The 24,294-nt window shown below is 65.7% G+C and carries 23 protein-coding genes; 10 read left to right on the top strand and 13 right to left on the bottom strand.

All coding sequences use genetic code 11. The features are described 5' to 3' along the window. Positions 1-87: 87 nt before the first annotated feature. The 4 genes from argJ to AC1MEM_RS23310 all read left to right on the top strand — a co-directional run bounded on the left by argJ (position 88) and on the right by AC1MEM_RS23310 (position 4,227). Entirely contained in the window at positions 88-1,326 is a 1,239-nt protein-coding gene (argJ, locus tag AC1MEM_RS23325) for a bifunctional glutamate N-acetyltransferase/amino-acid acetyltransferase ArgJ (protein WP_499474469.1), read from the top strand. Further along, positions 1,326-2,216, top strand: coding sequence for an ATP-binding protein (locus AC1MEM_RS23320; RefSeq protein ID WP_499474468.1), 891 nt, complete (start codon positions 1,326-1,328; stop codon positions 2,214-2,216). Before argJ ends, AC1MEM_RS23320 begins: the two co-directional genes overlap by 1 nt. A 266-nt stretch (positions 2,217-2,482) precedes the next feature. Continuing rightward, positions 2,483-2,893 carry an NUDIX domain-containing protein gene (locus AC1MEM_RS23315; protein ID WP_499474467.1) on the top strand — a complete coding sequence of 137 codons (411 nt, stop codon included), beginning with the start codon at positions 2,483-2,485 and terminating at the stop codon, positions 2,891-2,893. 32 nt (positions 2,894-2,925) lie between these two features. Then, positions 2,926-4,227, top strand: coding sequence for a D-amino acid dehydrogenase (locus tag AC1MEM_RS23310; RefSeq protein ID WP_499474466.1), 1,302 nt, complete (start codon positions 2,926-2,928; stop codon positions 4,225-4,227). 255 nt (positions 4,228-4,482) lie between these two features. Here AC1MEM_RS23310 and AC1MEM_RS23305 read toward each other — a convergent pair whose 3' ends face one another. The 4 genes from AC1MEM_RS23305 to AC1MEM_RS23290 all read right to left on the bottom strand — a co-directional run bounded on the left by AC1MEM_RS23305 (position 4,483) and on the right by AC1MEM_RS23290 (position 7,027). Then, a complete protein-coding gene (locus tag AC1MEM_RS23305) occupies positions 4,483-4,674 on the bottom strand; it encodes a DNA gyrase inhibitor YacG (RefSeq protein WP_499474465.1) in 192 nt (63 codons plus the stop codon). 18 nt (positions 4,675-4,692) lie between these two features. Beyond that, positions 4,693-5,448 carry a cell division protein ZapD gene (gene zapD / locus AC1MEM_RS23300; RefSeq protein WP_499474464.1) on the bottom strand — a complete coding sequence of 252 codons (756 nt, stop codon included), beginning with the start codon at positions 5,446-5,448 and terminating at the stop codon, positions 4,693-4,695. A gap of 64 nt (positions 5,449-5,512) precedes the next feature. Then, positions 5,513-6,160: a dephospho-CoA kinase gene (gene coaE, locus AC1MEM_RS23295; RefSeq protein WP_499474463.1), complete on the bottom strand. Its 648-nt coding sequence runs from the start codon at positions 6,158-6,160 to the stop codon at positions 5,513-5,515. Between the two features lie 3 nt (positions 6,161-6,163). Next, positions 6,164-7,027, bottom strand: a complete 864-nt coding sequence (locus AC1MEM_RS23290) for a prepilin peptidase (protein WP_499474462.1) — start codon at positions 7,025-7,027, stop codon at positions 6,164-6,166. 251 nt (positions 7,028-7,278) lie between these two features. On the opposite strand from AC1MEM_RS23290, the gene AC1MEM_RS23285 reads away from it, so the two are divergent. The 3 genes from AC1MEM_RS23285 to AC1MEM_RS23275 all read left to right on the top strand — a co-directional run bounded on the left by AC1MEM_RS23285 (position 7,279) and on the right by AC1MEM_RS23275 (position 9,786). Next, positions 7,279-7,953: a hypothetical protein gene (locus tag AC1MEM_RS23285; RefSeq protein WP_499474461.1), complete on the top strand. Its 675-nt coding sequence runs from the start codon at positions 7,279-7,281 to the stop codon at positions 7,951-7,953. 67 nt (positions 7,954-8,020) lie between these two features. Further along, entirely contained in the window at positions 8,021-8,509 is a 489-nt protein-coding gene (locus tag AC1MEM_RS23280; protein WP_499474460.1) for an RES family NAD+ phosphorylase, read from the top strand. A 98-nt stretch (positions 8,510-8,607) separates the two neighbouring features. Continuing rightward, positions 8,608-9,786 (top strand): pyridoxal phosphate-dependent aminotransferase, encoded by a 1,179-nt coding sequence (locus AC1MEM_RS23275; RefSeq protein ID WP_499474459.1) that lies wholly within the window; start codon positions 8,608-8,610, stop codon positions 9,784-9,786. 37 nt (positions 9,787-9,823) lie between these two features. On the opposite strand, the gene AC1MEM_RS23270 is transcribed toward AC1MEM_RS23275, so the two are convergent. The 8 genes from AC1MEM_RS23270 to AC1MEM_RS23235 are packed head-to-tail and all read right to left on the bottom strand — an operon-like array spanning position 9,824 to position 18,730. Further along, positions 9,824-11,401 (bottom strand): aldehyde dehydrogenase (NADP(+)), encoded by a 1,578-nt coding sequence (locus tag AC1MEM_RS23270; protein ID WP_499474458.1) that lies wholly within the window; start codon positions 11,399-11,401, stop codon positions 9,824-9,826. A 14-nt stretch (positions 11,402-11,415) separates the two neighbouring features. Further along, positions 11,416-12,348 carry a dihydrodipicolinate synthase family protein gene (locus tag AC1MEM_RS23265; protein WP_499474457.1) on the bottom strand — a complete coding sequence of 311 codons (933 nt, stop codon included), beginning with the start codon at positions 12,346-12,348 and terminating at the stop codon, positions 11,416-11,418. Positions 12,349-12,373: 25 nt separating this feature from the next. After that, positions 12,374-13,372 (bottom strand): AraD1 family protein, encoded by a 999-nt coding sequence (gene araD1 / locus AC1MEM_RS23260; protein WP_499474456.1) that lies wholly within the window; start codon positions 13,370-13,372, stop codon positions 12,374-12,376. Between the two features lie 8 nt (positions 13,373-13,380). Further along, positions 13,381-14,556, bottom strand: a complete 1,176-nt coding sequence (locus AC1MEM_RS23255; RefSeq protein WP_499474455.1) for an L-rhamnonate dehydratase — start codon at positions 14,554-14,556, stop codon at positions 13,381-13,383. 28 nt (positions 14,557-14,584) lie between these two features. Then, positions 14,585-15,604: a 4-hydroxythreonine-4-phosphate dehydrogenase PdxA gene (locus AC1MEM_RS23250; protein ID WP_499474454.1), complete on the bottom strand. Its 1,020-nt coding sequence runs from the start codon at positions 15,602-15,604 to the stop codon at positions 14,585-14,587. A 13-nt stretch (positions 15,605-15,617) separates the two neighbouring features. After that, entirely contained in the window at positions 15,618-17,135 is a 1,518-nt protein-coding gene (locus tag AC1MEM_RS23245; protein ID WP_499474453.1) for a tripartite tricarboxylate transporter permease, read from the bottom strand. 12 nt (positions 17,136-17,147) lie between these two features. After that, positions 17,148-17,672 carry a tripartite tricarboxylate transporter TctB family protein gene (locus tag AC1MEM_RS23240; RefSeq protein WP_499474452.1) on the bottom strand — a complete coding sequence of 175 codons (525 nt, stop codon included), beginning with the start codon at positions 17,670-17,672 and terminating at the stop codon, positions 17,148-17,150. Positions 17,673-17,725: 53 nt separating this feature from the next. After that, positions 17,726-18,730 (bottom strand): tripartite tricarboxylate transporter substrate binding protein, encoded by a 1,005-nt coding sequence (locus AC1MEM_RS23235; RefSeq protein ID WP_499474451.1) that lies wholly within the window; start codon positions 18,728-18,730, stop codon positions 17,726-17,728. Positions 18,731-18,855: 125 nt separating this feature from the next. Here AC1MEM_RS23235 and AC1MEM_RS23230 point away from each other — a divergent pair, with 125 nt between their 5' ends. Next, positions 18,856-19,824, top strand: a complete 969-nt coding sequence (locus AC1MEM_RS23230; RefSeq protein WP_499474450.1) for a LysR family transcriptional regulator — start codon at positions 18,856-18,858, stop codon at positions 19,822-19,824. A 394-nt stretch (positions 19,825-20,218) separates the two neighbouring features. Here the strand turns inward: AC1MEM_RS23230 and AC1MEM_RS23225 are convergent, their stop codons facing one another. Continuing rightward, the gene (locus AC1MEM_RS23225) at positions 20,219-21,226 is read right to left on the bottom strand and encodes a porin (RefSeq protein ID WP_499474449.1); all 1,008 of its coding nucleotides are present in this window, start codon (positions 21,224-21,226) and stop codon (positions 20,219-20,221) included. A 276-nt stretch (positions 21,227-21,502) separates the two neighbouring features. Here AC1MEM_RS23225 and AC1MEM_RS23220 point away from each other — a divergent pair, with 276 nt between their 5' ends. Both AC1MEM_RS23220 and AC1MEM_RS23215 read left to right on the top strand, forming a co-directional pair. Beyond that, entirely contained in the window at positions 21,503-22,696 is a 1,194-nt protein-coding gene (locus AC1MEM_RS23220) for an MFS transporter (protein WP_499474448.1), read from the top strand. 140 nt (positions 22,697-22,836) lie between these two features. Further along, positions 22,837-24,264, top strand: a complete 1,428-nt coding sequence (locus AC1MEM_RS23215) for a homoserine dehydrogenase (protein ID WP_499474447.1) — start codon at positions 22,837-22,839, stop codon at positions 24,262-24,264. Positions 24,265-24,294 lie beyond the last annotated feature (30 nt).

Below are 24,294 nucleotides of genomic sequence, written 5' to 3'. Positions count from 1 at the left end.
GCCGGCTTCACGCGTGGGCACGGGGCGCCCACCCTACCCGCGTGCGCAGTACAATATCGGATTCGAAATCTTTCCAATGAGACCACCATGGCCGTGAATTCCCCCCTGCCTGTCGCCGCCGACCTGAAACCGGTTGCCGGCATCGACATCGGCTTCGCCCAAGCCGGCATCAAGAAGCCCAACCGCAAGGACTTGCTCGTCATGCGCCTGGCCGATGGTGCGACCGTCGCCGGCGTGTTCACGCTGAACCGCTTCTGCGCGGCGCCGGTCCAGGTCAGCAAGGCGAACCTGGCGGCGGTGCAGAATGGCGGCAAGCCGATCCGCGCACTGGTGGTCAACACCGGCAATGCGAACGCGGGCACGGGCGAACCGGGCCTGGCGAACGCCCAGGCGACTTGCGCCGAAGTGGCGAAGCTGCTCGGCTGCGACGCGCAGCAGGTGCTGCCGTTTTCGACCGGCGTGATCCTGGAACCGCTGCCGGTGGCGAAGATCGTCGCCGGCCTGCCTGCCGCCGTGGCGAACCTCACCGCTGACAACTGGTTCAATGCGGCCGAAGCGATCATGACCACCGACACCCAGCCGAAAGCGGCCTCGCGGACGGTGACCATCGGCGGCCACACCGTCACCATGACCGGCATCAGCAAGGGCGCCGGCATGATCAAGCCGAACATGGCGACCATGCTCGGCTACCTGGCCTTCGATGCGAAAGTGGCGCAGCCGGTACTGGACGAACTGGTGAAGTTTGCGGCCGGCCGCTCGTTCAACAGCATCACCATCGACGGCGACACCTCGACCAACGATTCCTTCATGCTGATCGCCACCGGCGCCGGCAGCCTGGTCGTGAACGAAGCGAGCGGCGCCGACTACGAAGCGCTGAAGGAAGCCGTGACGGACATCTCGCGCAACCTGGCGCAGCAGATCATCCGCGACGGCGAGGGCGCGACCAAGTTCATCACGATCACGGTGGAGCAGGGCCGTTCGCTGGAAGAGTGCCGCAAGATCGCCTACGCGATCGCCCACTCGCCGCTCGTCAAAACCGCCTTCTTTGCCTCGGACCCGAACCTGGGCCGCATCCTGGCCGCCGTCGGTTATGCCGGCGTCGACGACCTCGACGTGACGAAGCTCGATTTGTACCTGGACGACGTCTGGGTCGCAAAAGCGGGCGGACGCAATCCGGACTACCAGGAAGCGGATGGCCAGCGCGTGATGAAGCAGGCGGAAATCCTGGTCCGCGTGACGCTGGCGCGCGGCGATGCCAGCGCCACCGTCTGGACCTGCGACCTGTCGCACGACTACGTCAGCATCAACGCCGACTACCGCTCGTAATGAATCCACTGGAACAGTTCCTGCACCGCGCCGAAGGTTTGTTGGCGCGGGTCGAAGCCATCCTGCCGCCGCCGGCGGCGCGCGAACCTGACTTCCGGCACGCCTTCGCCTTCCGCTGGCGCCGCCGCCCGGCCGGCGGCGGCAACTGGCTGCAGCCGGTGCTGCACGCGTCCACCATCTCCTTTGACGACTTGCGGCACGTCGACGCCCAGAAGCGGCTGATCGAGCAGAACACGCGCCAGTTCGTGGCGCGCCGGCCGGCCAACAACGTGCTGCTGACGGGCGCGCGCGGCACCGGTAAATCGTCCCTGATCAAGGCTTGCCTGAACGGCTACGCAAGCCAGGGCCTGCGCCTGATCGAGGTCGACAAGGCGGACCTCGCCGATTTGCCCGACATCGTCGACCTGGTCGCGGCGCGGCCCGAGCGCTTCGTCATCTTTTGCGACGACCTCTCGTTCGAGGAAGGGGAGGCCGGCTACAAGGCGCTGAAGGTGGCGCTGGACGGCAGCATCGCGACCCAGTCGGACAACGTGCTGATCTACGCCACGTCCAACCGCCGCCACCTGATGCCCGAGAAAATGTCGGACAACACCGGCTACAAGCACAGCGACGATGGCGAGCTGCATCCGGGCGAGGCGGTGGAAGAGAAGATTTCGCTGTCGGAGCGGTTTGGATTGTGGCTGTCGTTTTATCCGTTCCGGCAGGAGGATTACCTGGCGATCGTGGCGCACTGGTTAAGCAGTTTTGGCTGCACACCGCAGCAGACCGAGTCCGCGCGCGGCGAGGCGCTGCAATGGGCGCTGGGGCGGGGCTCGCGTTCGGGACGCGTGGCGTGGCAATTCGCCAAAGATTACGCCGGCAAGCTCGCCACGGAATCCGATCACCAATGAATCGTAGGGTGGACTCTTGAGTCCACGCGGTGCAGCGCCCGATTTATCGAGCAGTTACCGTAAGCCGCGCCTTCTGCGCTTGGCGTTTCGACATCACTGCCGTGCGTACCGCGTGGACTCGGGAGTCCACCCTACGAACCCCGGCTAATCTCGCCCATTAATCCAGGTTATTCCACCCCTTCTTTTTGTAGCGTCCACTGTCACGCTGCCCATGCTTTAAGCATCAGCCTGGCGTACAATACTGGATTTTTCCGGACGGACCAGCAATGCAGCAGACGACAGCCCGGCCGATCGATGTGGCGGTCGGCATCTTGATGCGCCCGAACGGCGACGTGCTGCTCGGCCAGCGCCCGGCCGGCAAACCCTACGCGGGCTACTGGGAATTCCCCGGCGGTAAAGTCGAGGCGGGCGAAGACATCTTCACCGCCCTGCAGCGCGAATTCGTCGAGGAACTGGGTATCGGCATCGTCAGCGCCGACGCGTGGTGCTGCGTCGAACACGTCTACGAGCACGCCCATGTGCGGCTCCATTTTTATATCAGCCGCGACTGGCGCGGCGAAGCGCAAAGCCTGGAAGGCCAGGCCTTTGCGTGGCAAGGGACAGTCGGCCTCACCCCGCTGCTGCCCGCCACCATCCCCCTGCTCGCGTGGCTCGATCAGCTGCGCTATGCCGGGTAAAAAGCAGTCAACCAATCTGTTGAAGGACTCCTGTGAAAATCATCGTCTTGGGTAGTGGTGTCATCGGCACCACCACGGCGTATTACCTGGCCCAGGCCGGGCACGACGTCACCGTCATCGACCGCCAGCCGGCCGCCGGCATGGAAACGAGTTATGGCAACGCCGGCGAAATTTCGCCTGGCTATGCGTCCCCGTGGGCCGGCCCCGGCGTGCCGGCGAAAGCCGTCAAATGGCTGATGATGCAGCACAGTCCCCTGGTCGTGCGGCCGCAGCTCGACCCGGCCCAGTGGCGCTGGATGCTCTCGATGCTGGCCAACTGCAATCACAAGAGCTACGCCATCAACAAGGGCCGCATGGTGCGCCTGGCCGAGTACAGCCGCGACGTGCTGGTCCAGCTGCGCGCCGATACCGGCATCAGCTACGACGAACGCAGCCAGGGCACCCTGCAGCTGTTCCGCAACCAGAAGCAGCTCGATGGCGCCGCGACCGACATCGCCGTGCTGCAGCAGTACGGCGTGCCGTACAAGGTGCTCGATCCGGCCGGCTGCGAAGCCTACGAGCCGGCCCTCAAGAACGTACGCGGAAAATTCATCGGCGGCCTGCTGCTGCCGAACGACGAAACCGGCGACTGCTTCAAGTTCACGCAAAAGCTGGCCGAGATGGCCAAGGAACTGGGCGTGAAATTCCGCCATGGCATCGAGATCAAGCGTTTGTCGGTCGAAGGCGACAGGGTCACCGGCGTGGTCACCTCGCAGGGCGAGCTGAAGGCCGATTCCTTCGTGCTGGCGCTGGGCAGCTATTCGCCCTTCGTGCTGAAACAGATCGGCATCCACATCCCGGTCTATCCGGTCAAGGGCTATTCGATCACGGTGCCGATCACGGACGCTGCCGGTGCGCCGGAATCGACGGTGATGGACGAGACCTTCAAGGTCGCGATCACGCGTCTTGGCGACCGCATCCGCGTCGGCGGCACGGCCGAGCTCTCGGGCTTCGACATGAGCCTGCGCCAGGCGCGCCGCGACACGCTCGAGCACTCGGTGACCGACCTGTTCCCGCAGGGCGGCGATGTGTCGAAGGCCGAGTTCTGGTGCGGCCTGCGTCCGATGACGCCGGACGGCACGCCGGTGGTCGGTCCGACGCCGTACCGCAACCTGTTCCTGAACACCGGTCACGGCACGCTCGGCTGGACGATGGCCTGCGGCTCGGGACGCGTGCTGGCAGATATGGTGTCGGGACGCCAGCCGGAAATCGGCCTGGAAGGCTTGTTCATGGACCGCTATGGCCGCCGCAACAAGCCGGTGCTGGTGCCGGGCGGGATCAGCGTCACGGCGTAACGCATAGTGGACGGGGCGCTTTTGTAGGGTGGGCGCCCCGCGCCCACGCGTTACGGGAGTCTCCTTTCGCCCGCTGCGGTGAACCATCGCTCGCGAACAATGCTCGGGGCCCGGTACGTTTCCTTGCTGGCTTTGCGAGCGAGACCTCGCCGTTCCTGGCTACGGACGCGTACGTAACCGCGTGGGCACGGGGTGCCCACCCTACGTCAGATCATCGGTTGCGGCGCGTTCACGCGCCCGTGAGGCGCGGCGAGTTCAGTGCTTGCCTTCGTCGTCCAGCGGATTTTCCTGCGACTCGTTCGGCGCAGCGGCGGGGATGGTGTACTTCTCTTCGGCCCAGGCGCCCAGGTCGATCTGTTTGCAGCGCTCGGAGCAGAAGGGCCGGAACTTGTTTTCAGGCGTCCATTCGACTTTTTTGGCGCAGGTGGGGCAGGCTACAACGGTCATGGCAGTACTCGATCAACCTTAGAAATTACAGAGCGTCAGCTCGAACGGCACGTCTTCTTCCAGCGATTTCGGCTTCAAATCGCCGCCCTGGGTTGTGAAGCGCACCCACAGCATGTATTTGTTGGCCGAGATCTCGGGAATCGCACCGAGCGATTCGTCCAGGCCCAGGCGCAGCATGTGATACACCTTCCCTTGCAGCATTTGCTGGTAGCTGCCGGCGGTTGCGATCATTTTAGTCGGACGGCCGGAATCGCGCAGCAGGCGCAGCACGAGGGCGAGGGCGTCGAACAGCGGGGCCAGCGGGCCGAACCAGCCCATGATGTCGGCATGGCGCTGCTCGCTCGGCCGCTTCTGCCAGGCGTAATAGGAAGGCAAATCGAATTCGCAGGCGCCGCCGGGGATGATGGTGCGGCCGCGGATGCTCATCAGCCACTCGTTGTCGCGCACGTTCTGGCCGGTCTTGCCCTGGGTCGCCGCCAGCGCGCTGCTTACCTGGTCGAGTTCGCCAAGGATGGCGTCGAGTGCCTCGGCGGCCACGTTCGGATTGCTGCGGTAGGCCAGCAGGCTCTGCTTCTGGCGCTCGAGTTCCTGCAGCAGGTCGGATTTGAGGTCGGCGCGGCCGGCCACTTCCAGCATGTCGAAAATCGTCGAGAGCGCGACGTGGTGCTGCATGGCGTGCTCCTGGCGTACAAAGAACTTGAATTTCTCGTACAGGTCTTCCAGCCGCAACAACGTGCGTATGCGCTCGTTGAAAGGATATTCGTAGACGATCAAAGTAACATTCCCCTGAATGTGGGCTGGCGAGCAACTTCGTGATTCTGAACCATGCGGAGCAAAATTACAAACCCTGCATGGAGGAAGCGGCAATCCGCGCCGCCTCGGCCATGTAAAACGCGTGCAGGCGCGCGACCTGGGGCGCCAGTGCATCGAGGCCGTCCTCGTTCAGGACGACGTCGTCGGCCGCCGCCAGGCGCTGTTCGCGCGTCACCTGCGCCGCCATGATGGCGCGGACCTGCGCTTCGGATAAGTTATTTCGCGCCATGACGCGGGCCACCTGCGTCTCTTCGCTGCAATCGACGGCAAGGATGCGCGTCACGCGCTCGCGCCAGGTGCCCGATTCGATCAGCAGCGGCACCACGAAGATCACATACGGGCCCGTGGCGAGCGCCGCAGCGGCGGCGGTGGCTTCCCGGATGCGCGGATGCAGGATCGCTTCCAGGCGGGTTCTGGCGCCGCTGTCCGTAAACACCAGTTCGCGCATCTTCGCCCGGTCAAGGGCGCCGTCCGGCGTGGCGAAGCCCTCTCCGAATTCGGCCAGCAAGGCCGGCATGGCGGCGCCATGCGGGGCGGTGAGGGCGTGGGCGATGGCGTCGGTGTCGACCAGCGAAGCGCCGAGCGCGCCGAACATGTCGGCCACGGTGGTCTTGCCGCAGCCGATGCCGCCGGTCAGGCCGACGGAAAATGCGTGTGGCTGGTCTGGGTCCATGGCTTAAGCGATGAAGCCGCGGAAGATGCCGCCGATCTGCTCGCCATACAGCAGGGCGATCATGCCGGCGGCGGCCAGGTAGGGACCGAAGGGGATCGGCTTGTCGCGTCCGCGGCGCGCGAACACGATCAGGCTGATGCCGACAATCGCACCCACGACCGAGGACAGCAGGATGATCGTCGGCAGCATCGCCCAGCCGAGCCAGGCGCCGAGGGCGGCGAGCAGCTTGAAGTCGCCATAGCCCATGCCTTCCTTGCCGGTCACGAGCTTGAACAGCCAGTAGACGGCCCACAGCACCAGGTAGCCGGCCGCCGCGCCGATCACGGCGTCATGCAGCGGCACGAAGGTGCCGTTCAGGTTGACCAGCAGGCCGGCCCAGAGCAGCGGGAAGGTCAAATCGTCCGGCAGCAGCTGGGTGTCGACGTCGATGAAGGTCATCGCGATCAGCAGCCAGGCGAATAGCAGGGTCGCCATGCCGGCCACGCCGGACCCGAAGGTCCAGACCAGCAGGGCGGACAGGGCACCGGTCAGCAGTTCGATCGCCGGATAGCGTGCCGAGATCGGCGCCTTGCACTTGCTGCACTTGCCGCGCAGTGCCAGCCAGCTGATGACGGGGATGTTTTCCAGCGCCGTGATCTGGTGCCCGCAATGCGGACAGGCGGAGCGCGGCACCATCAGGTTGTAGCGGTCGGTATGCGGCAATTCCTTGCCGCTTTCGTGGGCCACGTAATTGTCGGACTCGCGCTGCATCATCTTCGGGATGCGGTGAATCACCACGTTCAGGAAACTGCCGATCAGGAGGCCGAGCAGGCCGGCGACCAGGGTGGGACCGAGCAAACCCGGTGCGGCGAAGAGAAGAGTGTCCAAAGGCTGGCTTCCGAAAGTGATAAATGGTTCCGTAGATCAACCTATTTTAGGGTGTTTCAGGCGTTTTGGCGAAGAGACCTTGCATTGCACGGCAATCAGCGCGTCCTCGCTGTCGCTCCCATGCCGCTATCTTGCCAGCTTGCCCATAGTGTGACTCCCTGCGCGCCTTCCTTGCGCACGCGCTGGCAAGCGGAGATGAGATGGGTTATGATGAATCCAAGCGTTTCGATGTAATCTCAACAGGAGCTGCCATGCATGCGATCGAGCACGAGCTACACGGTATCTCGACCCTGGCGGGGGACCCCGAAGAAGTGCGCCGCCAATTGCACAAGGTCGATGCCGAACAGGTTGTCGCCGTCGCCCTGGCCCATGCCACGCCGCGCGAGGCGGCGGCGATTGCCGAAACCTTTGCCAGCATTGCCGACCTCGTGAAAAACATCGTCGGCGAGCACCACCGGCAATCGCTCGAAGCGATCGTCGGGGCGCTGGTGCCGAAGGCGCCGCCGACACCGAACGAACTGAAGGAAGCGACGATGCTGGCGCGCGCCCGCACCGAAGTGCTGGGCAGCGGCGACTGGATGACGGCCGCCGAGATCGCCTCCGTCGCCGGTTTCAGCGCCAGCAACCCGAGCGCGCAGCCGAATAAATGGAAGCGCGAGGGCGCGATCTTCGCGATCCGCCACAACGGCATCGATTATTTTCCCAGCTACGGCCTCGATCCACAGTCCGGCTACCGGCCGCGCAAGGCCATGGCGCAAGTCCTCGCCGTCTTCGGCCACAGCAAGGACGGCTGGGGCCTGTCCTACTGGTTCATGTCGGCCAACAGTTTCCTCGGCGGCAAGCGGCCGCGCGACCTGATGGCGAGCGACCCTGACCGGGTTCTTGCCGCGGCCGCCGACGAACGCGAAGGCGTACTGCATGGTTAAGGGGCCGGACCTTGCCTCCCTTGCCTCATTTGCCATCGCCGGCCGCGCGATCCCGCCGCCACCCATCTTGCATATCACCCTCACCAGCTGGCCGGCCGGCGCCAGTTTCGCCTGCGCCGCCATGGAAAGCGTGTTCCACGACGTCCCCTTCGCCGCCGGCTTCAAGGCTTGGGACAAGGGCAAGCTCGAAGGCCACGGACATTCGCAGTTCACGGCCACGCAGGACCTGGTGCTGGCCGACCTTGGAAGCAGGTCGCTGCGCAAGCTCGGGGTCGAACGCAAGCAACTCATCGATACGGAAAAAGACCAGTATCCGGTAACCCGACAGTGGGCGGTGGCGATCCACGCGGCGTTTCCGCAGGTGCAGGGCCTGCACTGGATCTCGCGCCAGGACGACAGTGCGCGGGCGGTGGTGCTGTTCGGCGACCGCATCGCGGACGGGGTGCTGAAGCCCGCCGCATCGACGCGCAGCCTGGTGGCCGATCCGGGCGCTTACGGGGAGTTGCTGGTGCTGGCGGAGCAGATCGGGGTCGACATCGTGCCGGGCAGGAGCTGAACAAAAGCGCACGCTTCCCAAATCCGGGCGTGCTCCTGCGAGACCCGCGTCGCACCTATAAAATGCGTCACGCACAGTCTTCCATCGAAAACCCCACCATGAAAATTTCGCAACGCGCCCAGTCAGTCGATCCCTTCTTCGCCATGGAGTTCGGCAAACGCGCCGCCGCCCTGGAAGCGCAAGGGCACCAGGTTATCAAGCTCAGCCTCGGAGAGCCCGATTTCGGCCCGCCGCCCGCCGTGCTGGAAGCGGCGCGCACGGCGGTCGACGCCGGTTCGCTGCCCTACACCGCGGCGCTGGGCATCCCAGGCCTGCGCGAAGCGATCGCCGGCTTCTACCTGCACGAGCACGGCGTCACGCTCGACCCGAACCGGATCATCGTCACCGCCGGCGCATCGGCGGCGCTGCTGCTGGTCACCGCGGCGCTGGTCGATACCGGTGATGAAGTGATTGTCGGCGACCCCTCGTATCCATGCAACCGCCAGTTCCTCAGCAGCTTCGGCGCGCAGGTCAAACTCGTCAGCACCGATGCGGAGAGCCGCTTCCAGCTGGATAGCGCCAGCGTGCGCGCCAACTGGACGCCGCACACGAAAGGGCTGATGATCGCGACGCCCTCGAATCCGACCGGCACCTCGGTTCCTCCCGACGAGCTGCGCGCCATTTGCGAATGGGCACGCGAGAAGGGCGCATGGCGCATCGTCGACGAGATCTACCTGAACCTGGGCGACCGCGACGCCGACGGCCGGCCGCCGCAGACGGTGCTGGTCTGGGACGATGACGCCATCGTCATCAACAGTTTTTCCAAGTATTTCGGCATGACCGGCTGGCGCCTTGGCTGGACCGTGGTGCCGGAAGCCCTGGTGCCGACCATGGAGCGCCTGGCGCAGAACTACTACATTTGTGCATCGAACCTGTCGCAGCAGGCGGCCTTGGCCTGCTTTACGCCGGCCTCGCTGGCCGTCTGCGAAGAGCTGCGGGTCGAGTTCGCGCGGCGCCGCGAGCTCGTATTGAACGGTCTCGCGGGGATCGGCTTGCCGGTGCCGGTGCCGCCGGACGGCGCTTTCTATGTCTACTTCGATGTGAGCGGAACGGGCCTGAGTTCCTGGCAGTTCTGCGAGCGCGTACTGGAGGAGGTGCACGTCGCGCTCACCCCTGGCAAGGACTTTGGCCACTGCGGCGCGGATCGGTACGTGCGCCTGTCGTATGCCGCCAGCGCGGAGAATCTCCAGGAGGCGATCCGGCGGCTTGGGGACTTCATGGATCGCCTCGCCGGGTAAACGGTTCCGGCAGTCATTGCCGGCAGCCGGCTTCGCCTCACCCGAGCGCGAGCCTGCCGTCGACGCGGCGCAGCAAGTCCAGCGGATTCGCAGCTTGCAGCGCTGCCGGCAGCAAAGCGTCCGGCATGTCCTGGTAGCAGACGGGCCGCAGGAAGCGGAAGATGGCAAGGCTGCCGACCGAGGTCGAGCGGCCGTCGGCCGTCGATGGGTACGGACCGCCGTGTACCATCGCGTGTCCCACCTCGACCCCTGTACCGAAACCGTTGACGAGGATCCGGCCCGCCCGGCGTTCCAGGGCAGGCAGGACCGTGCGCGCGGCGGCATGGTCGGCTGCGTCGATGTGGACCGCTGCCGTCAGCTGCCCCTCCAGTGCTTCGACGATGCTGTTCATCGTCGCCAGGTCCGGACAGCGCACCAGCAGCGACGCGGCGCCGAATACTTCGCCCTGCAAGCGTGGATCGGCCATGAAAGCGGCGGCCGTGGTGGAGAACAGGGCGGCCTGTCCCTGGCCGAATGCGCCTGTGCCGCCGCGCGCCTCGGTACGCACCGCGTCGTGGCCGGCCAGGCCGGCGACGCCGGCTTCATAGGCCTGCAGGATGCCGGGCGTCAGCATGGTCGCAGCCGCCTGGCCCTCGAGCGCGGTGCGCGCTGCGGCCACAAAACTGTCCAGGCCGGGCCCCTCGACCGCCAGCAGCAGGCCGGGGTTGGTGCAGAACTGGCCGGCGCCCATGACGAGCGAAGCGGCGAAGCCCTTGCCGATCGCCTCGGCGCGATTGGACAGGGCGTGCGGGAACAGCAGCACCGGATTGACGCTGCTCATCTCGGCGTACACCGGGATCGGCTCGCGGCGCGCCGCCGCAATGGTCATCAGCGCGGTGCCGCCGGTGCGCGATCCAGTAAATCCCACGGCCTTGATCCGGTGGTCCGCCACCAATCCCTGGCCGATGGCCCGGCCGCTGTCGAAGAGCAAGGAAAACGTTCCTTCCGGCAGCCCGCACTGCTGCACCGCCTTCTGGATTGCGCGGCCGACCAGTTCCGAGGTGCCGGGATCGGCCGAGTGCGCCTTGACGATCACCGGGCAGCCGGCTGCCAGCGCCGAGGCGGTATCGCCGCCGGCGACCGAAAACGCAAGCGGGAAATTGCTGGCGCCGAAGACGGCAACCGGGCCCAGCGGAATATTCCGCAGGCGCAGGTCGACCCGCGGCAGGGGTGTGCGCCCGGGCTGGGCCGGATCGATGCGTGCTTCGAGGAAGTCGCCCTGGCGCACGACGCCGGCAAACATGCGCAGCTGACCGACGGTGCGTCCGCGCTCGCCTTCGATGCGCGCGCGCGGCAGGCCGGTCTCCATCATGCAGCGCGCGATCAGCGGCTCGCCGATGGCCAGGATGTTGTCGGCGATGGTGTCGAGGAAGGCGGCGCGCTCTTCCAGCGCCGTCTCGCGGTAGCCGTCGAAGGCGGCCCAGGCCAGGGCGCAGGCGCGCTCCAGTTCGGCGGCCGTGGCGCCGCCGAACGCGGGCGCCAGCACGGCGCCCGTGGCGGGATCGATGGCCTCGATGCTGCCGTTCTGGCCGCGCACTGCGGCGCTGCCGAGCAGCAGGTGTCCGGATACTTCCATGTCGGAGTCTTTCATCATTTCGCCCAGCGCAGCACCAGCGGATCGACACGGCGCGCCACCCTGAGCAGGCTCTCGCGCGTACTTGGGTGCATCTGCGGCAGCGGATGGCGCACGGCGTCGCAGGCGATCACGCCGCCTTCTTTCATGAGCACCTTGCAGGTGGCCAGGCCGCCCTGGCGGTTTTCCATATTGATCAGGGGCAGCCAGCGTTCGTAGTTGGCGGCGGCCAGCTCGGCGTCGCCCGCCTCCCAGGCGTCCATCACGCTGCGGATCCCGTCCGGGAAACCGGCGCCGGTCATGGCGCCGGTCGCGCCGGCCTCGAGGTCGGCCATCAGCGTGATCGCTTCCTCGCCGTCCCAGGGGCCGACGATGGCGTCGCCGCCGAGCGCAATCAGCTCGCGCAGTTTATTGGCCGCCTGCGGCACTTCGATCTTGAAATAGGACACGTTGGCGATTTCCTTCGCCATGCGCGCCAGGAACGGAGCGCTCAAGGGCGTGCCGGCGACCGGCGCATCCTGGATCATGATCGGGATGTCGATGGCGTCCGACAGCGTCTGGTAGAAAGAGTAGATCCCGCTTTCGGCCACGCGGAAGGTGGCGCCGTGGTAGGGCGGCATGACCATCACCATCGCGGCGCCGGCGTCCTGCGCGGCGCGGCTGCGCTCGGCGCACAGGCGCGAGCTGAAATGGGTGGTGGTGACGATGACCGGCACGCGGCCGGCGATGTGCTCGAGCGCCGTATGCATCAGGGTTGTGCGCTCTTCGTCGCTGAGGACGAACTGCTCGGAGAAATTGGCGAGCAGGCAGATGCCGTCGGAACCCGCGTCGATCATGAAATCGAGGCAGCGGCGCTGGCCGTCGAGGTCGAGTTCACCGCTGGCGGTGAAGATGGTCGGAGCGACCGGAAACACGCCGCGGTAGGCGGACGAAACGGACGATTGGTTCAAGCTGGTCTCCTGAGAGTAGAAAAATTTACAGTGGCAGCACGCCGCGCAGCGGTGCGTCGGGCGCTGCCTGGCCCACGGTATTTATGAGGGGCATGCCGAACTCGAAGGCATCGATCTCGAATTCGTCGCCCGCCCGGGTTTGCACGCCATCGGCGAACGACAGGGTCGCCGAGCCGAAGAAATGGACATGGATGTCGCCGGGCCGCAGGAACTGGCTGTATTTGAAATGGTGGTATTCCAGGTTGTCGATGCTGTGGCACATATTCGCTTCGCCGCTCAGGAATTCCTTTTCCCAGATCACGCGTCCGCCGCGCCGGATCCGGCTCATGCCCGACAGGTTCTCGGGCAGCGCCCCGGTGCGCAGCTCGGGCCCGAAGGAGCAATGGCGCATCTTCGAATGGGCGATGTAGTGGTAGTTCTTGCGCTCCATGACGTGGTCGCAGAACTCGTTGCCGAGGGCGAAGCCGAGGCGGTAGGGCCTGGCATCAAGCCCGACCAGGTAGATGCCGACGATTTCCGCTTCTTCTCCGGCGTCGTCGCCGAAGGAGGGCGCCGGCAGCGGCGCGCCGGGACGCACCACGATCGTACCGTCGCCCTTGTAGAACCACTCCGGCTGCACCCCCGGCCGGCCCGCCTTCGGGCGCCCGCCCTCGAGGCCCCATTTGAAGACACGCATCGAATCACTCATGTGCGTTTCTTCTTCCTGGGTCTTGCGCTGCACCTGGTCGCGGCTGGCCGCGCCGCCGAAGTGGGTCAGGCCGGTGCCGCTGATCGTCATGTGCGCCGGATCCGCATGGTCCACCGGGTTCAGGACGCGCAGGCCGGCCAGCAGTTCGTTGTAATCGAACTGTTCGCCGCCGGCCGCGGCCTCTGCCGCCTGCTGCTCGAGCGTGCGGCCGCTGGCGATCGCCAGCTGCGCCAGTTCGCGCATGCTGCCTGGGGCCGCGAGGGCGCGCACCAGTGCGCCTTCGACGATGCCGACGCGGCGCTCGCCCTGGACGGTTTCAAATTGGATCAGGCGCACGATGCTTCCTATTCGATGATGTTGAAGTCGTTCAGGTATTCATCCGAGATCGACAGCCCCAGGCCCGGCAGCTTGTCGTCGAGCTGGAGGAAGCCGCGCTCCGGCATCGGCTCGCCCTTGAAAATGTAGTAGAACAGCTCGTTGCCGACTTCGACCTCGGACACCGGGAAGAACTCCGACATCGGGCTGGCGGTCGAGGCCATCGTCAGGTGGTAGTTGTGCATCTGGCCGGCATGCGGGATGACCGGCACGCTCCAGGCTTCGGCCATGGCGTTGATCTTCTGCGCCGCCGTGATGCCGCCGACCCGGTTGGTGTCGTACTGGATCACGTCGACCGCACGGCGCTCGAGCAGGTCCTTGAAGCCGTAGCTGGTGAATTCGTGCTCGCCGCCCGAAATCGGGAAGGGGCTCATTTTCTTGAGTTCCGCATAGCCTTCGATATCGTCGGCGATCACGGGTTCTTCCAGCCAGCGCGGATTGAATTCGGCCAGGCGCGGGATCATGCGGCGCGCGTATTCCAGGGTCCAGCCCATGTAGCACTCGAGCATGATGTCGACGCCATCGCCGACGAATTCACGCAGCGCGCGCACTTGCGCGATGTTCTTGCGCATGCCTTCCGGGCCGTCTTTCGGACCGTAGCCGAAGCGCATCTTGACGCTGGTGAAGCCCTGGTCGATATAGGTCTTCGCTTCGGCCAGGAAGGCGTCGAGGTCGTCGTTGGCGTACAGCTTGGAGGCGTAGCACGGGATTTGCTCCTTGGTGCGCCCGCCCAGCAGCTTGAAGACGGGGCGCTTGACCGCCTTGCCCATCAAATCCCAGAGCGCGATGTCGACCGCGGAAATGGCCGCCATGCCGATGCCCTTGCGGCCCCAGGCCATGGTGCGGCGGTACATTTTCTGCCACAGGTATTCGTTGTCGAACGGGTCTTCGCCCATCACGATGGGACCGAGGTACTGGTCGATGATCTGCTTGGCCACGCGCGGCGCCAGCGCGCAGTTGCCGATGCCGACCAGGCCGGTGTCGGTTTCGATTTCGATCACCAGCCAGCCGTGGAAGCGGAACGAGCCCATGGCGTCGCCGCGCTCGAACAGGATGTCGCTGGCATTGGTGCAGAAGTGCGCTTGCGGCGGGACGACCTTGCCCTTCCATTCGAATACGCGGGTACGGACTTTCGTGATTTTCATTGTGTGCTCCTTGTCTGGGCGTTCGGTGTTATGTGTTTTTCGCTTGTTGTGCGCGGCCCATCCTGCAGGCCAGCTCGAAGGCCTGGCGCGTGGCGCCGGGATTGGCCTTGCCCTGGCCGCTGATGTCGAAGGCGGTGCCGTGCGCCGGGGTGGCGATCGGGATCGGCAGGCCGCCCTGGACCGTGACACCGCGCCAGAAGCCCATCAGTTTCAATGCGATCTGGCCCTGGTCGTGGTACATCGTGACGATGGCGTCGTAGGCGCGCTGTTCTCCCTGCACCTTGAGGAAGATCGTATCGGCCGGGAAGGGGCCTTCGACATCCATGCCCAGGGCGCCCGCACTGGTCACCGCCGGCGCGATCACGTCGATCTCTTCGCGCCCGAAAGAACCGTTGTCGCCGTTGTGCGGGTTCAGGCCGCACACCGCGATGCGCGGACGGGCGACGCCGCTGCGTTTCAGCTCGGTGTCGATCAGGCGGATCGCGTCGACCACGCGGTCATGGGTGATCATCTGCGGCACTTCGCTGAGTGCCACGTGCGAGGTGACGCGCGAGGTCCACAGGCCGTCCAGCACATTGAATTCGCAGAAGGGCCCCGTAAAACCGAGGCGCTCGGCGAACCAGTGCAGCTCGTCGTTGTGGTCCATGCCGGCCATGTGCATCGAACTCTTGTTCAGGGGGCCGAACAGGATCGCGTCCGTGGCGCCGGACTGGGTCTGGTCGAGGGCGACGGCGAGCGTGTCGAGGCAGTAGCGGCCGCCCTTGACGGTGGACAGCGCGCGCTCGAATGGTCCCTCGGTCGCGCCGCGGAAGTCGTAGAACAGCGGCTTGCCGCTTGAAAAATCGAGGGTGTCGAGCGAATCGACTTCGGTGACGGCGACATCGACGCCGGCGATGCGCATGCCCTCGGCGAATTCGGCGCGGTCGGCGATCAGGACGATGTCGGCGGCCTGCGTCGTGGCGGGTTCGGCCAGCAGCGAGGCGATCAGTTCAGGGCCGATGCCGGCAGGGTCGCCGAGCAGCATGGCAATGCGTGGTTTGCGGTTCATGGTGGGCTCCAGGTTAATTTTTGACAGTGCGGCCGTTGAAGCTTGACGCGACATACGTCAGGGCGCGCATCAGCAGCGGCCAGGTGGCGAGCAGGATGGCGCAGGTGGTCAGGGTGCCGACCAGCGGGTTCGACCAGAAGATCGACAGCGCGCCGTTCGAGAACAGCATCGACTGGCGGAACGCGCCTTCGGTCTTGTCGCCGAGGACGGCGGCCAGCACCAGCGGGGCGATCGGGTAGCCCAGCTTCTTGAACAGGTAGCCGAGCGCGCCGAAGCCGAACATCAGGGCGACGTCGAACATCGAGCCGTGCACCGAATAGGCGCCGATGGTGCAGACCATCACGATGACCGGGGCGATGATCGAAAACGGAATGCGCAGGATCGCGGCGAACAGCGGAATGGTCGAGAGCACGACGATCAGGCTGACCACGTTACCCAGGTACATGCTGGCGATCAGGCTCCAGACGAAGTCCTTCTGCTCGACGAACAGCATCGGACCGGGCTGCAGGCCCCAGATCATCAGGCCGCCCAGCATCACGGCCGCGGTGGCGGAGCCGGGAATGCCCAGGGTCAGCATCGGCAGCAGGGCGCTGGTGCCGGCCGCGTGGTCCGCCGTTTCGGGGGCGATGACGCCTTCCAGTTCGCCCTTGCCGAAGTTTTCCTTGTTTTTGGCGAACTTCTTGGCGGCGCTGTAGCTCATGAACGAGGCAGCGGTCGGGCCGCCCGGGGTGATGCCCATCCAGCAGCCGATGGCGGCGCTGCGCAGCAACGTCGCCCAGTATTTCGGCAGCGAGGCCCAGGTTTTCAGCACTGCCCTGACGCTGATCCTGGCGTGCTCGCCGCGGAAGACCAGTCCTTCCTCGACGGTGCAGAGGATTTCGCCGATGCCGAACAGGCCGATCACGGCGATCTCGAAGCTGATCCCCTTGAGCAGTTCCGGCATGCCGTAGGTCAGGCGCAGGTTGCCGGAAATGGTGTCCATGCCGACGGCGGCCATCGCAAAGCCGAGCATCAGCGCCACCACGGTTTTCAGCGGTGGGTTCTTGCTCATGCCGATGAAGCTGCAGAAGGCCAGCAGGTAGACCGCGAAGAACTCGGGCGAACTGAAGCTCATGGCGAATTTGGCGATATAGCTCGACAGGAAAGTAATCAGCAGCACGCCGGTCAGCGCGCCCAGCAGCGCCGAGCTGAAGGCGGCGGTCAGGGCCTCCGTGGCCCGCCCTTGCCGTGCCAGCGGGTAGCCGTCGAAGGTCGTCGCCACCGAGGAAGGCTCGCCCGGGATGTTGAACAGGATCGAGGTGATCGAACCGCCGAACAGCGCGCCCCAATACATGCAGGTGAGCAGGATGATGGCCGCGGTCGGCGGCATGGTGAAGGTCAGCGGCAGCAGCAGGGTGACGCCGTTCGGCGCGCCCAGGCCGGGCAGCACGCCGACCAGGATGCCGAGCAGGACCCCGGCCACCATCAGCAGCAGGTGGTAGGGCGTGGTGACGACCAGCATGCCGTCGAGCAGATAGGAGAATTCTTGCATGTTCTGTCCTGGTTACTGGCCGATGCCAAAGTGAGCGAGCAGGGGGCCGTTATAGAGCGGCACCTGGAACCAGCGTTCGAAGATCAGGTAGCTGGCCAGCACCACGGCCGCCGGCACCACGACGACCTTCCAGCGCGCATGCCGGACTTCGCCCTTGGCATGCCACATGAACCAGCCGATGAACAGCAGCGAGGCGATGTACATGCCGAGCAGGCGGATCGCGACGCCGTACACGCAGACCGGCAGGAACACGCTCATCACGTGGGCGAAGGGCGCGCGTTCGACGAAGGAACGCGCCAGGGCGCGCCAGTCCTTCAGGGTGAGCACGATGGTGCCCAGGCTGGCCACCAGCATGATCAGGCCGATATAGAAGGGGAAGTAGCCCGACTGCGGCCCGGAGTCTTCCCAGCCGATGCCCTGTTCATGGCTGCCGTGCATCACTACCGCGCCGACGATGGCCGTGAATGCCGCTACCGCGAGTTCGGCGGCGCGCACCGTGATGAAGCTGCGCCCGCCCGGTTCCTGATTCGTAGACATAGGTTCTCCATGGCGCCGTTTTCGAACGGCGCTCTTGTCGTTTGCGAAGGGAGTTACTTGACCAGCCAGCCAGCGTCGTTGAAGACCGCGCGCACGCGCTGTTCGTCAGCCTTGATGTAGCCCGTCAGCGCCGCGCCTGCGAGGAAGGTGGGCGCCAGCGCGTTGCGCTCGACGTACTCCGTAAACTCCGGGGTCTGGCTGATGCGCTTGAGCAGGTTCACGTAGAAAGCGAGCTGGTCGGCGCTGACGCCGCCCGGCATGAACACGGTGCGCGGGAAACGGTATTCCTCGATCGCCAGGCCTTGTTCCTTGCAGGTGGGGATGTCGGACCAGGCCTTGTCGGCCACCTTGGCGGTATAGCTCATGTGCGTCTTGCTGAAGACGCACAGCGGCTTGACCTGCCCGGCGCGCCATTGCGCGATGTTTTCGCTCGGGTTGTTCAGGTTGGCGGCGATGTGTTTGCCCGCCAGCTGGGTGGCCGCCTCGCTGCCGCTCTTGAACGGGATGTAGACCATTTTCGTGCCGTAGGTCTTGTTGATCAGCAGGGTCAGGGTCTGGTCGACGTCCTTCGACTGGCTGCCGCCGATGCGGAAGGCGGCCGGGTTGGCTTTGGCGGCGTCGAGGAACTGGCTCGCGCTCTTGTAGGGCGCGTCGGCCGCGGTCCACAGGATGAAGTCGTCCTGGGCGACCGCGGCGACCGGCGTCAGTTCGTTCCACTGGTAGCCGATCTTCGCGACCAGCGGCAGCAGGTAGGCGTTGTTGGTGCCGACGATCAGCTTGTGCGGATCGCCATGGGCCAGCTTGGTGTCGAGGAAGCCTTCGGCGCCGTTGCCGCCGCCCTTGTTCAGCACGACAGTGGCGACCGGCGCCAGCTTGTATTTCGTGATGACCGACTGGATCAGCCGCGCCAGCTGGTCGGTGCCGCCGCCGGGACCGCCGGCGACGACGAGCTGGATGGTCCTGGTTGGCTGCCAGGCGGCATGGGCGGGCGCGGCGGCGGCGCAGAGGATGGTGGCGGCCAGCGCCGCTGCGGGGGCGGTGAAACGGGGAAGCTTCATGCTCGGGGTCTCCATTGGGTATTTCTAATTATGAATATGATTGTGCGCCGCGGAGGCATAACTGTCTATCACGATCTCGGCAATTGGTGATAACATCCGGTTATCGTAAATTCGCCAGCAATTCGATGATCCCGACCGCCAAATCCATGCAGAACCGCCTGCGCATCAAGCAGTTGTCGCTCATCTCCGCGCTGGAGGAATTCCGTTCGCTGCGCAAGGTGGCCGAAGCGATGCACCTGTCGCAGCCGGCCGCCACCAAGATGCTGCACGAGATCGAGGAGACGCTGGGGGTGCAGCTGTTCGAGCGCCTGCCGCGCGGCATGCGTCCCACGGTGTTCGGCGAATCGGTGATCAACTACGCCCAGCTGATGCTGGCCGACCTCGACAACCTGCGCAAGCAGCTGGTGGCGCAGGAGGCGGGGGCGGTGGGCGAGGTCTCGATCGGCTCGATCATGGCGCCGGCGCCAGGCCTGCTGACCCGCACCATCATCGAATTGCGCACGCGCTATCCGCAGATCAAGATCAGCGTCCACATCGATACCAGCGACGTGCTGCTGCAGATGCTCGAGCAGGGCAAGCTCGACATCGTGCTGGGGCGGGTGCCGGACCCCGGCGAGCATCCGGAGATCGAGTTCGAAGTGGTCGACAACGAGGCCTTGTCCGTGGTGGCGGGCGTGCATCACCCGCTGAGCCAGACGCGGCGCCTGGAGCTGGCCGACCTGGCCGGCCAGGCCTGGATCCTGCAGCCGCCGAGTTCGCCCATGCGTAAACTCCTCGAACTGGCCTTCCAGGAAGCGAATATCCCGAGTCCATCGAACCTGCTGGAGACGGCATCGATCCTGGCGACGACGACCCTGCTGCAGGACACGGACATGATTTCGGTGGTGCCGACCACCGTCGCCAAGCATTACGCGACCAGCGGGATGATCTGCATCCTGCCGGTGCGCATCAAGCTGCAGCTCGAGCCTTTCGGCATCGTCACCCGCAAGGAGCGCATCGCGGCGCCGGCGGTGTCGGTGTTCAAGGAGTGTTTGCGCGGGCTGTCGGTGCCGGTGCACCTGCGGCGCAGTGATGGCAGCAGGGATGCAATGTAGGGTGGACTCTTGAGTCCACGCGGTCGTACTATCGCACGCCGCACTGCTGAAAACACCCACTGCGTACGCGCCACGGGTTATACGTGGCGTTTCGAGATGCGGGGTAGTACCGCGTGGGCCGTGCCCACCCTACGGTGCGCTACCGGCCGTGGCAAGTTCACGGAGCCGTTGTGGGTCGTACGGCCGCGTGGGCCGTGCCCACCCTACGGTGCGCTACGGGACGTGGCAAGTTCACGGAGCCGCTGTGGGCCGTGCCCATCCTACGGTGCGGCTACCGGCCTTGGCAAGTTCATGGAACCGTTGTGTAACGTAGGGTGGGCATGCCCACGCGGTTGTACGATGCATATCGCGGCGTGTCCGGAATCACACGCCGCCAATTACGACAAAGCCCCACTTAGAACAGGTGACGAATACCCGCGCTGAAGATGCGGTCGGTCCCGCCCAGCACCGCCGTCTGCAGCTTCGCCAGGCGGTCGTTATCGAGCCGCGCGTACGAGGTGTACAGGTTGGTGCGCTTCGACAGCTTGTACTTATAGCCGACTGCCCACTGGCGGGTATCGGCGTCGGCCAGGGCGCGGTTGTCGTGGAAAATATAGGTGGCGATCACACTGCTCGCACCAAAGGGCACGTCGACGCCCAGCAGGTAGTCGCGCGTGTCGAGCTCAACGGCCGCGTTGCTCGAATTGACCTGGGCCACGGCGTGCACCGCCAGCAGCGGGAACGCATACCTGCCGCCGAGTGCGGTGCTGCGCGTGGTCACGAGCGGCGCCGTGCCGGCCGGATTATTGTTTTGCGCATCCCACACCAGTTTGAAGTCGGCCGGGCCCTTCTTGTAGCCCAGCGAGAGTCCCATCTGGCGCGCGCGCGCGGCGTCGCCCGGCTGTTCGCCCAGCACGTACTGCGCTTCGACTTCAAAGCCGCCCAGCGCCGGCGCGTCGTAGACGACCGCATTGTTGGCGCGCTTGCCGCCCGCGAGGAAGATGCGGCCGTAGTCGCCGCCGAAGCCACCGTCGAACGGATCGTAGGCGTGGCGCGCTTCGTACATCGGGGTGTACATGCGGCCCATGCGTACCGAGCCGTACGGCGTTTGCAAGCCGACGAAGGCCTGGCGGCCGAACAGCAAGCCGCCCTGGTCGGAGGCGCCCGTGTCCATCAGGATGCCGGCCTCGAGCGTGAAGAAGGCGGCGTAACCCTTGCCGAGGGCCTCTTTGCCCTTGAACCCGATGCGCGAAGCCGACTGGCCGCCGCTGACGAGGCTGCTGGTGGCGCCGGCGGCGTTGGCGCCGATGTCGCGCACGAAGCCCATGTCGGCGATGCCGTAGATGGTGACATTCGAGTCTTGCGCCTGCGCCGTACCGGCGAGGCTCGCGAGGGCCGCGATGGCCAGGATGGTTTTCTTCATTGCTCGTCTCCGTCGTTGTAATGGATGATTGAGTCAGGCCCAATTTCCATAAATATTGCCTCGCGGCAGAGATAACTGTCTATTCAGGCTTTCTGAAGGATCGATAACTTTAAGTAATCGCGCTATATCCGGGGTTATCGTGCGCCCCGCAGCGCGCGGCGGGGTGGCGCCAGGGAGCGGCGCGATAACCTGACGTTAAGCGAACTTGCCGGAACGAAAACCTTTCCCGACAGGGCAGGGCCTACAATTTCCAGCCCTCTCATCTGCCGGGCTTCCATGCGCAACACTGTCCTTCCCCTCGCCGCCATGCTGGCGATCCAGTCGCTGACGGCGCTGGCCATGGTCGCCGTGCCGGTACTGGCGCCCGCGGCCGCGCCCGATATCGGCGTGCCGCTCACCTTCACCGGCATGTTCATCGGCCTGGTGTTCCTGGGGGCGATGTGGGCGACCCTGTGGAGCGGCAGCCTGGTGCGGCGCTTCGGCGCGATCCGCATCAGCCAGGCCGCGCTGCTGGCCTGCGCCGCCGGCATGCTGGTGCTTCTGTCGGCCTCGCCCCTGCTGTTGCCGCTGAGTGCCTTGCTGATCGGCCTGGGCTACGGGCCGATCACGCCGGCCAGCTCGCACATCCTGATGCGTACGACGCCGCCGCACCTGATGTCGCTGATGTTCTCGATCAAGCAGACCGGGGTGCCGCTGGGCGCGATGCTGGCCGGGCTGGTGCTGCCGCCGGCGATGCTCGCCTTCGGCTGGCGCGGCGGCGCGCTGGGCGTCGCGCTGGCCTGCGTCGGCGTGGCCGTGCTGGCCGAGCCGACCCGGCGCCAGCTCGATACCGATACCGAACCCGGCCTCGCGCTGTCGCTGCAACACGTTGCCGCGCCGCTGCGGCTGGTCTGGTCGGTGCCGGTGCTGCGCCTGCTGGTGATCAGCTCCTTCTTCTTTTCGGCCACCCAGGTCAGCCTGACCACCTTCCTGCTGCCCTACCTGACTACCCAGCTCCAGCTCTCGCTGGTCGCGGCCGGACTGGTTTTTTCGATGGCCCAGGCGGCCGGGGTGGCTGGGCGCATTGCCTGGGGCTGGCTGGCCGACCGCCGGATCCACCCGCCGATGTTGCTCGGCGCGCTGGCGATCGGCGGCGGTGTGGCCAGCGTCGGCGCCGCGCTGCTGGCGCCCCCCACGGGGACCGTGCTGCCGCTGTGCGTGTTCGTGCTGTACGGCGCCGTGGCGATCGGCTGGAACGGGGTCTACCTGGCCGCCGTGGCGCGCGAGGCGCCGCCGGGCAAGGCGGGCCTGGCCACCGGCGGTTCGCTGGCGATCACGTTTTTCGGCGCGGTGGTCGGCGCGCCGCTGGTTGGCCTGCTGGCCGAATGGAGCGCCTCGTACGGGCTCGGGTTTGTCGTCGTCAGCAGCCTGTCGACGCTGTGCGGGATCGCGCTGATCCGGCGCCGCAAGCATTTCCACGGTGCCGGATGATGATAACCATCAGTTATCAATCGTTCAGAAAGCCGAAATAGACAGTTATGTAAGTGCGGCACACAATCACTGCACAACATTAAAAAAACTGGAGACGACAACATGACATCAGGGATGCGCGCAAGCGTACTCGGGGCTCCGTGCGCCTGCAGTTTTCCAGCCGCTTCGGCGCCGACCACCTCGACCATCATCCTCATCCCATGAACTACGAACTGCTGTTCAATGAACTGCCGGAGCGCCGCGTCCGGATCGTCCTGACCGGCGCCAGGGGCGGCTTCTCGCGCACCCTGCTGGTACAGTGCCGCGCACTCCCGAATGTCGCCATTGCCGCCTTGTGCGACCTGGACCCGGAAGGCACGCTGGCGCTGCTGGCCGAACTCGGCTACGACACCGCGAAGGTCCGCATCTGCCACGGCGCCGCCGCGGTGCAGGACGCCGCCGCTGCACAGCAGATCGTGCTGGTAAAGGACCACCGGCTGCTGGCGCATGTCGCATGCGACATGCTGGTCGAAGCGACCGGCCAGCCGGAAGTGAGCGTGCAGATCGCCCTCGATGCGATCGAACGCGGCGTGCACGTCGGGATGGTATCGAAAGAAACCGACTCGGTGGCCGGCCCCTGCCTGAACCGGCTGGCGCAGGAACGCGGCGTGGTCTACACCACGGTCGACGGCGACCAGCCGAGCAACCTGATCGGCCTGGTCACCTGGGCCAGGGTGCTCGGTTTCGAGATCGTTGCCGCCGGCAAGTCGAGCGAATACGACTACGTGTATCACCCGGCCAGCGGGGAAGTCGAATACAGCGGGCGCCGTTACGAAGCGGCCGGCATGGCCGCGCTGTGGGGTATGGAGGGGGACCTCGCCGCCTTGTTGGCGCAGCGCGACGCCGTCATTGCCGAGATCCCGAAAAGCACCACGCCGGACTATTGCGAACTCAATGTCGTATCGAATTCGACCGGCCTGCTGCCCGCGCGCGGCGCGCTGAGCTATCCGATGTGCCACATCTCCGAGCTGGCCGATATCTTCGTCCCGGTCGAGGATGGCGGCATCCTCGCGCGTACCGGCGTGGTCGATGTCTTCAACTGCCTGCGCCGCGATGACGAAGCAAGCTTCGGCGGCGGCGTGTTCGTGGTCGTGCGCTGCACCGACGACACCGTCTGGGAACTGCTGGCGCAAAAGGGCCACGTGGTGGGCCGCAATCGCAAGTACGCCTGCATCTACCTGCCTTACCACCTGATGGGGCTGGAAAGCATGATGAGCATCTTCTCGGCCGTGCTGCATGGCCGCTCGTCGGGCAGCACCACGCAAGTGGCGCATTCGACCATGCTCGCCACCGCCGAGCGCGATTTCAAGGCGGGGGAAACCCTGGTCATGGGCGGCCACCACCACACGATCGCCGGCATGGCGCCCTCGCTGGTCCCGACGAATACGGCGCCCGGCATGGCGCCGTTCTATCTCGCCGCAAACAAACGCTTGCGCGCCGACGTGGCGCGCGGCCAGGCCGTATCGATCGACATGCTCGAGCTGGAAGGCTCGGCGCTGTACGCGGCATGGAAACGCAATCCCGCATGAACTGAATAGTACGCAGCACCGCCACACCAC

Source organism: Telluria sp. AIW5, assembly GCF_056680575.1.
This window is presented reverse-complemented; position numbering and strand designations above follow the sequence as displayed.

Bases quoted from the DNA above. Each gene is read 5' to 3' on its own strand.
- argJ (WP_499474469.1), top strand. From the start codon at position 88: ATGGCCGTGAATTCCCCCCTGCCTGTCGCCGCCGACCTGAAACCGGTT.
- AC1MEM_RS23320 (WP_499474468.1), top strand. From the start codon at position 1,326: ATGAATCCACTGGAACAGTTCCTGCACCGCGCCGAAGGTTTGTTGGCG.
- AC1MEM_RS23315 (WP_499474467.1), top strand. From the start codon at position 2,483: ATGCAGCAGACGACAGCCCGGCCGATCGATGTGGCGGTCGGCATCTTG.
- AC1MEM_RS23305 (WP_499474465.1), bottom strand. From the start codon at position 4,674: ATGACCGTTGTAGCCTGCCCCACCTGCGCCAAAAAAGTCGAATGGACG.
- coaE (WP_499474463.1), bottom strand. From the start codon at position 6,160: ATGGACCCAGACCAGCCACACGCATTTTCCGTCGGCCTGACCGGCGGC.
- AC1MEM_RS23285 (WP_499474461.1), top strand. From the start codon at position 7,279: ATGCATGCGATCGAGCACGAGCTACACGGTATCTCGACCCTGGCGGGG.
- AC1MEM_RS23275 (WP_499474459.1), top strand. From the start codon at position 8,608: ATGAAAATTTCGCAACGCGCCCAGTCAGTCGATCCCTTCTTCGCCATG.
- AC1MEM_RS23270 (WP_499474458.1), bottom strand. From the start codon at position 11,401: ATGGAAGTATCCGGACACCTGCTGCTCGGCAGCGCCGCAGTGCGCGGC.
- AC1MEM_RS23255 (WP_499474455.1), bottom strand. From the start codon at position 14,556: ATGAAAATCACGAAAGTCCGTACCCGCGTATTCGAATGGAAGGGCAAG.
- AC1MEM_RS23250 (WP_499474454.1), bottom strand. From the start codon at position 15,604: ATGAACCGCAAACCACGCATTGCCATGCTGCTCGGCGACCCTGCCGGC.
- AC1MEM_RS23245 (WP_499474453.1), bottom strand. From the start codon at position 17,135: ATGCAAGAATTCTCCTATCTGCTCGACGGCATGCTGGTCGTCACCACG.
- AC1MEM_RS23240 (WP_499474452.1), bottom strand. From the start codon at position 17,672: ATGTCTACGAATCAGGAACCGGGCGGGCGCAGCTTCATCACGGTGCGC.
- AC1MEM_RS23235 (WP_499474451.1), bottom strand. From the start codon at position 18,730: ATGAAGCTTCCCCGTTTCACCGCCCCCGCAGCGGCGCTGGCCGCCACC.
- AC1MEM_RS23230 (WP_499474450.1), top strand. From the start codon at position 18,856: ATGATCCCGACCGCCAAATCCATGCAGAACCGCCTGCGCATCAAGCAG.
- AC1MEM_RS23225 (WP_499474449.1), bottom strand. From the start codon at position 21,226: ATGAAGAAAACCATCCTGGCCATCGCGGCCCTCGCGAGCCTCGCCGGT.
- AC1MEM_RS23220 (WP_499474448.1), top strand. From the start codon at position 21,503: ATGCGCAACACTGTCCTTCCCCTCGCCGCCATGCTGGCGATCCAGTCG.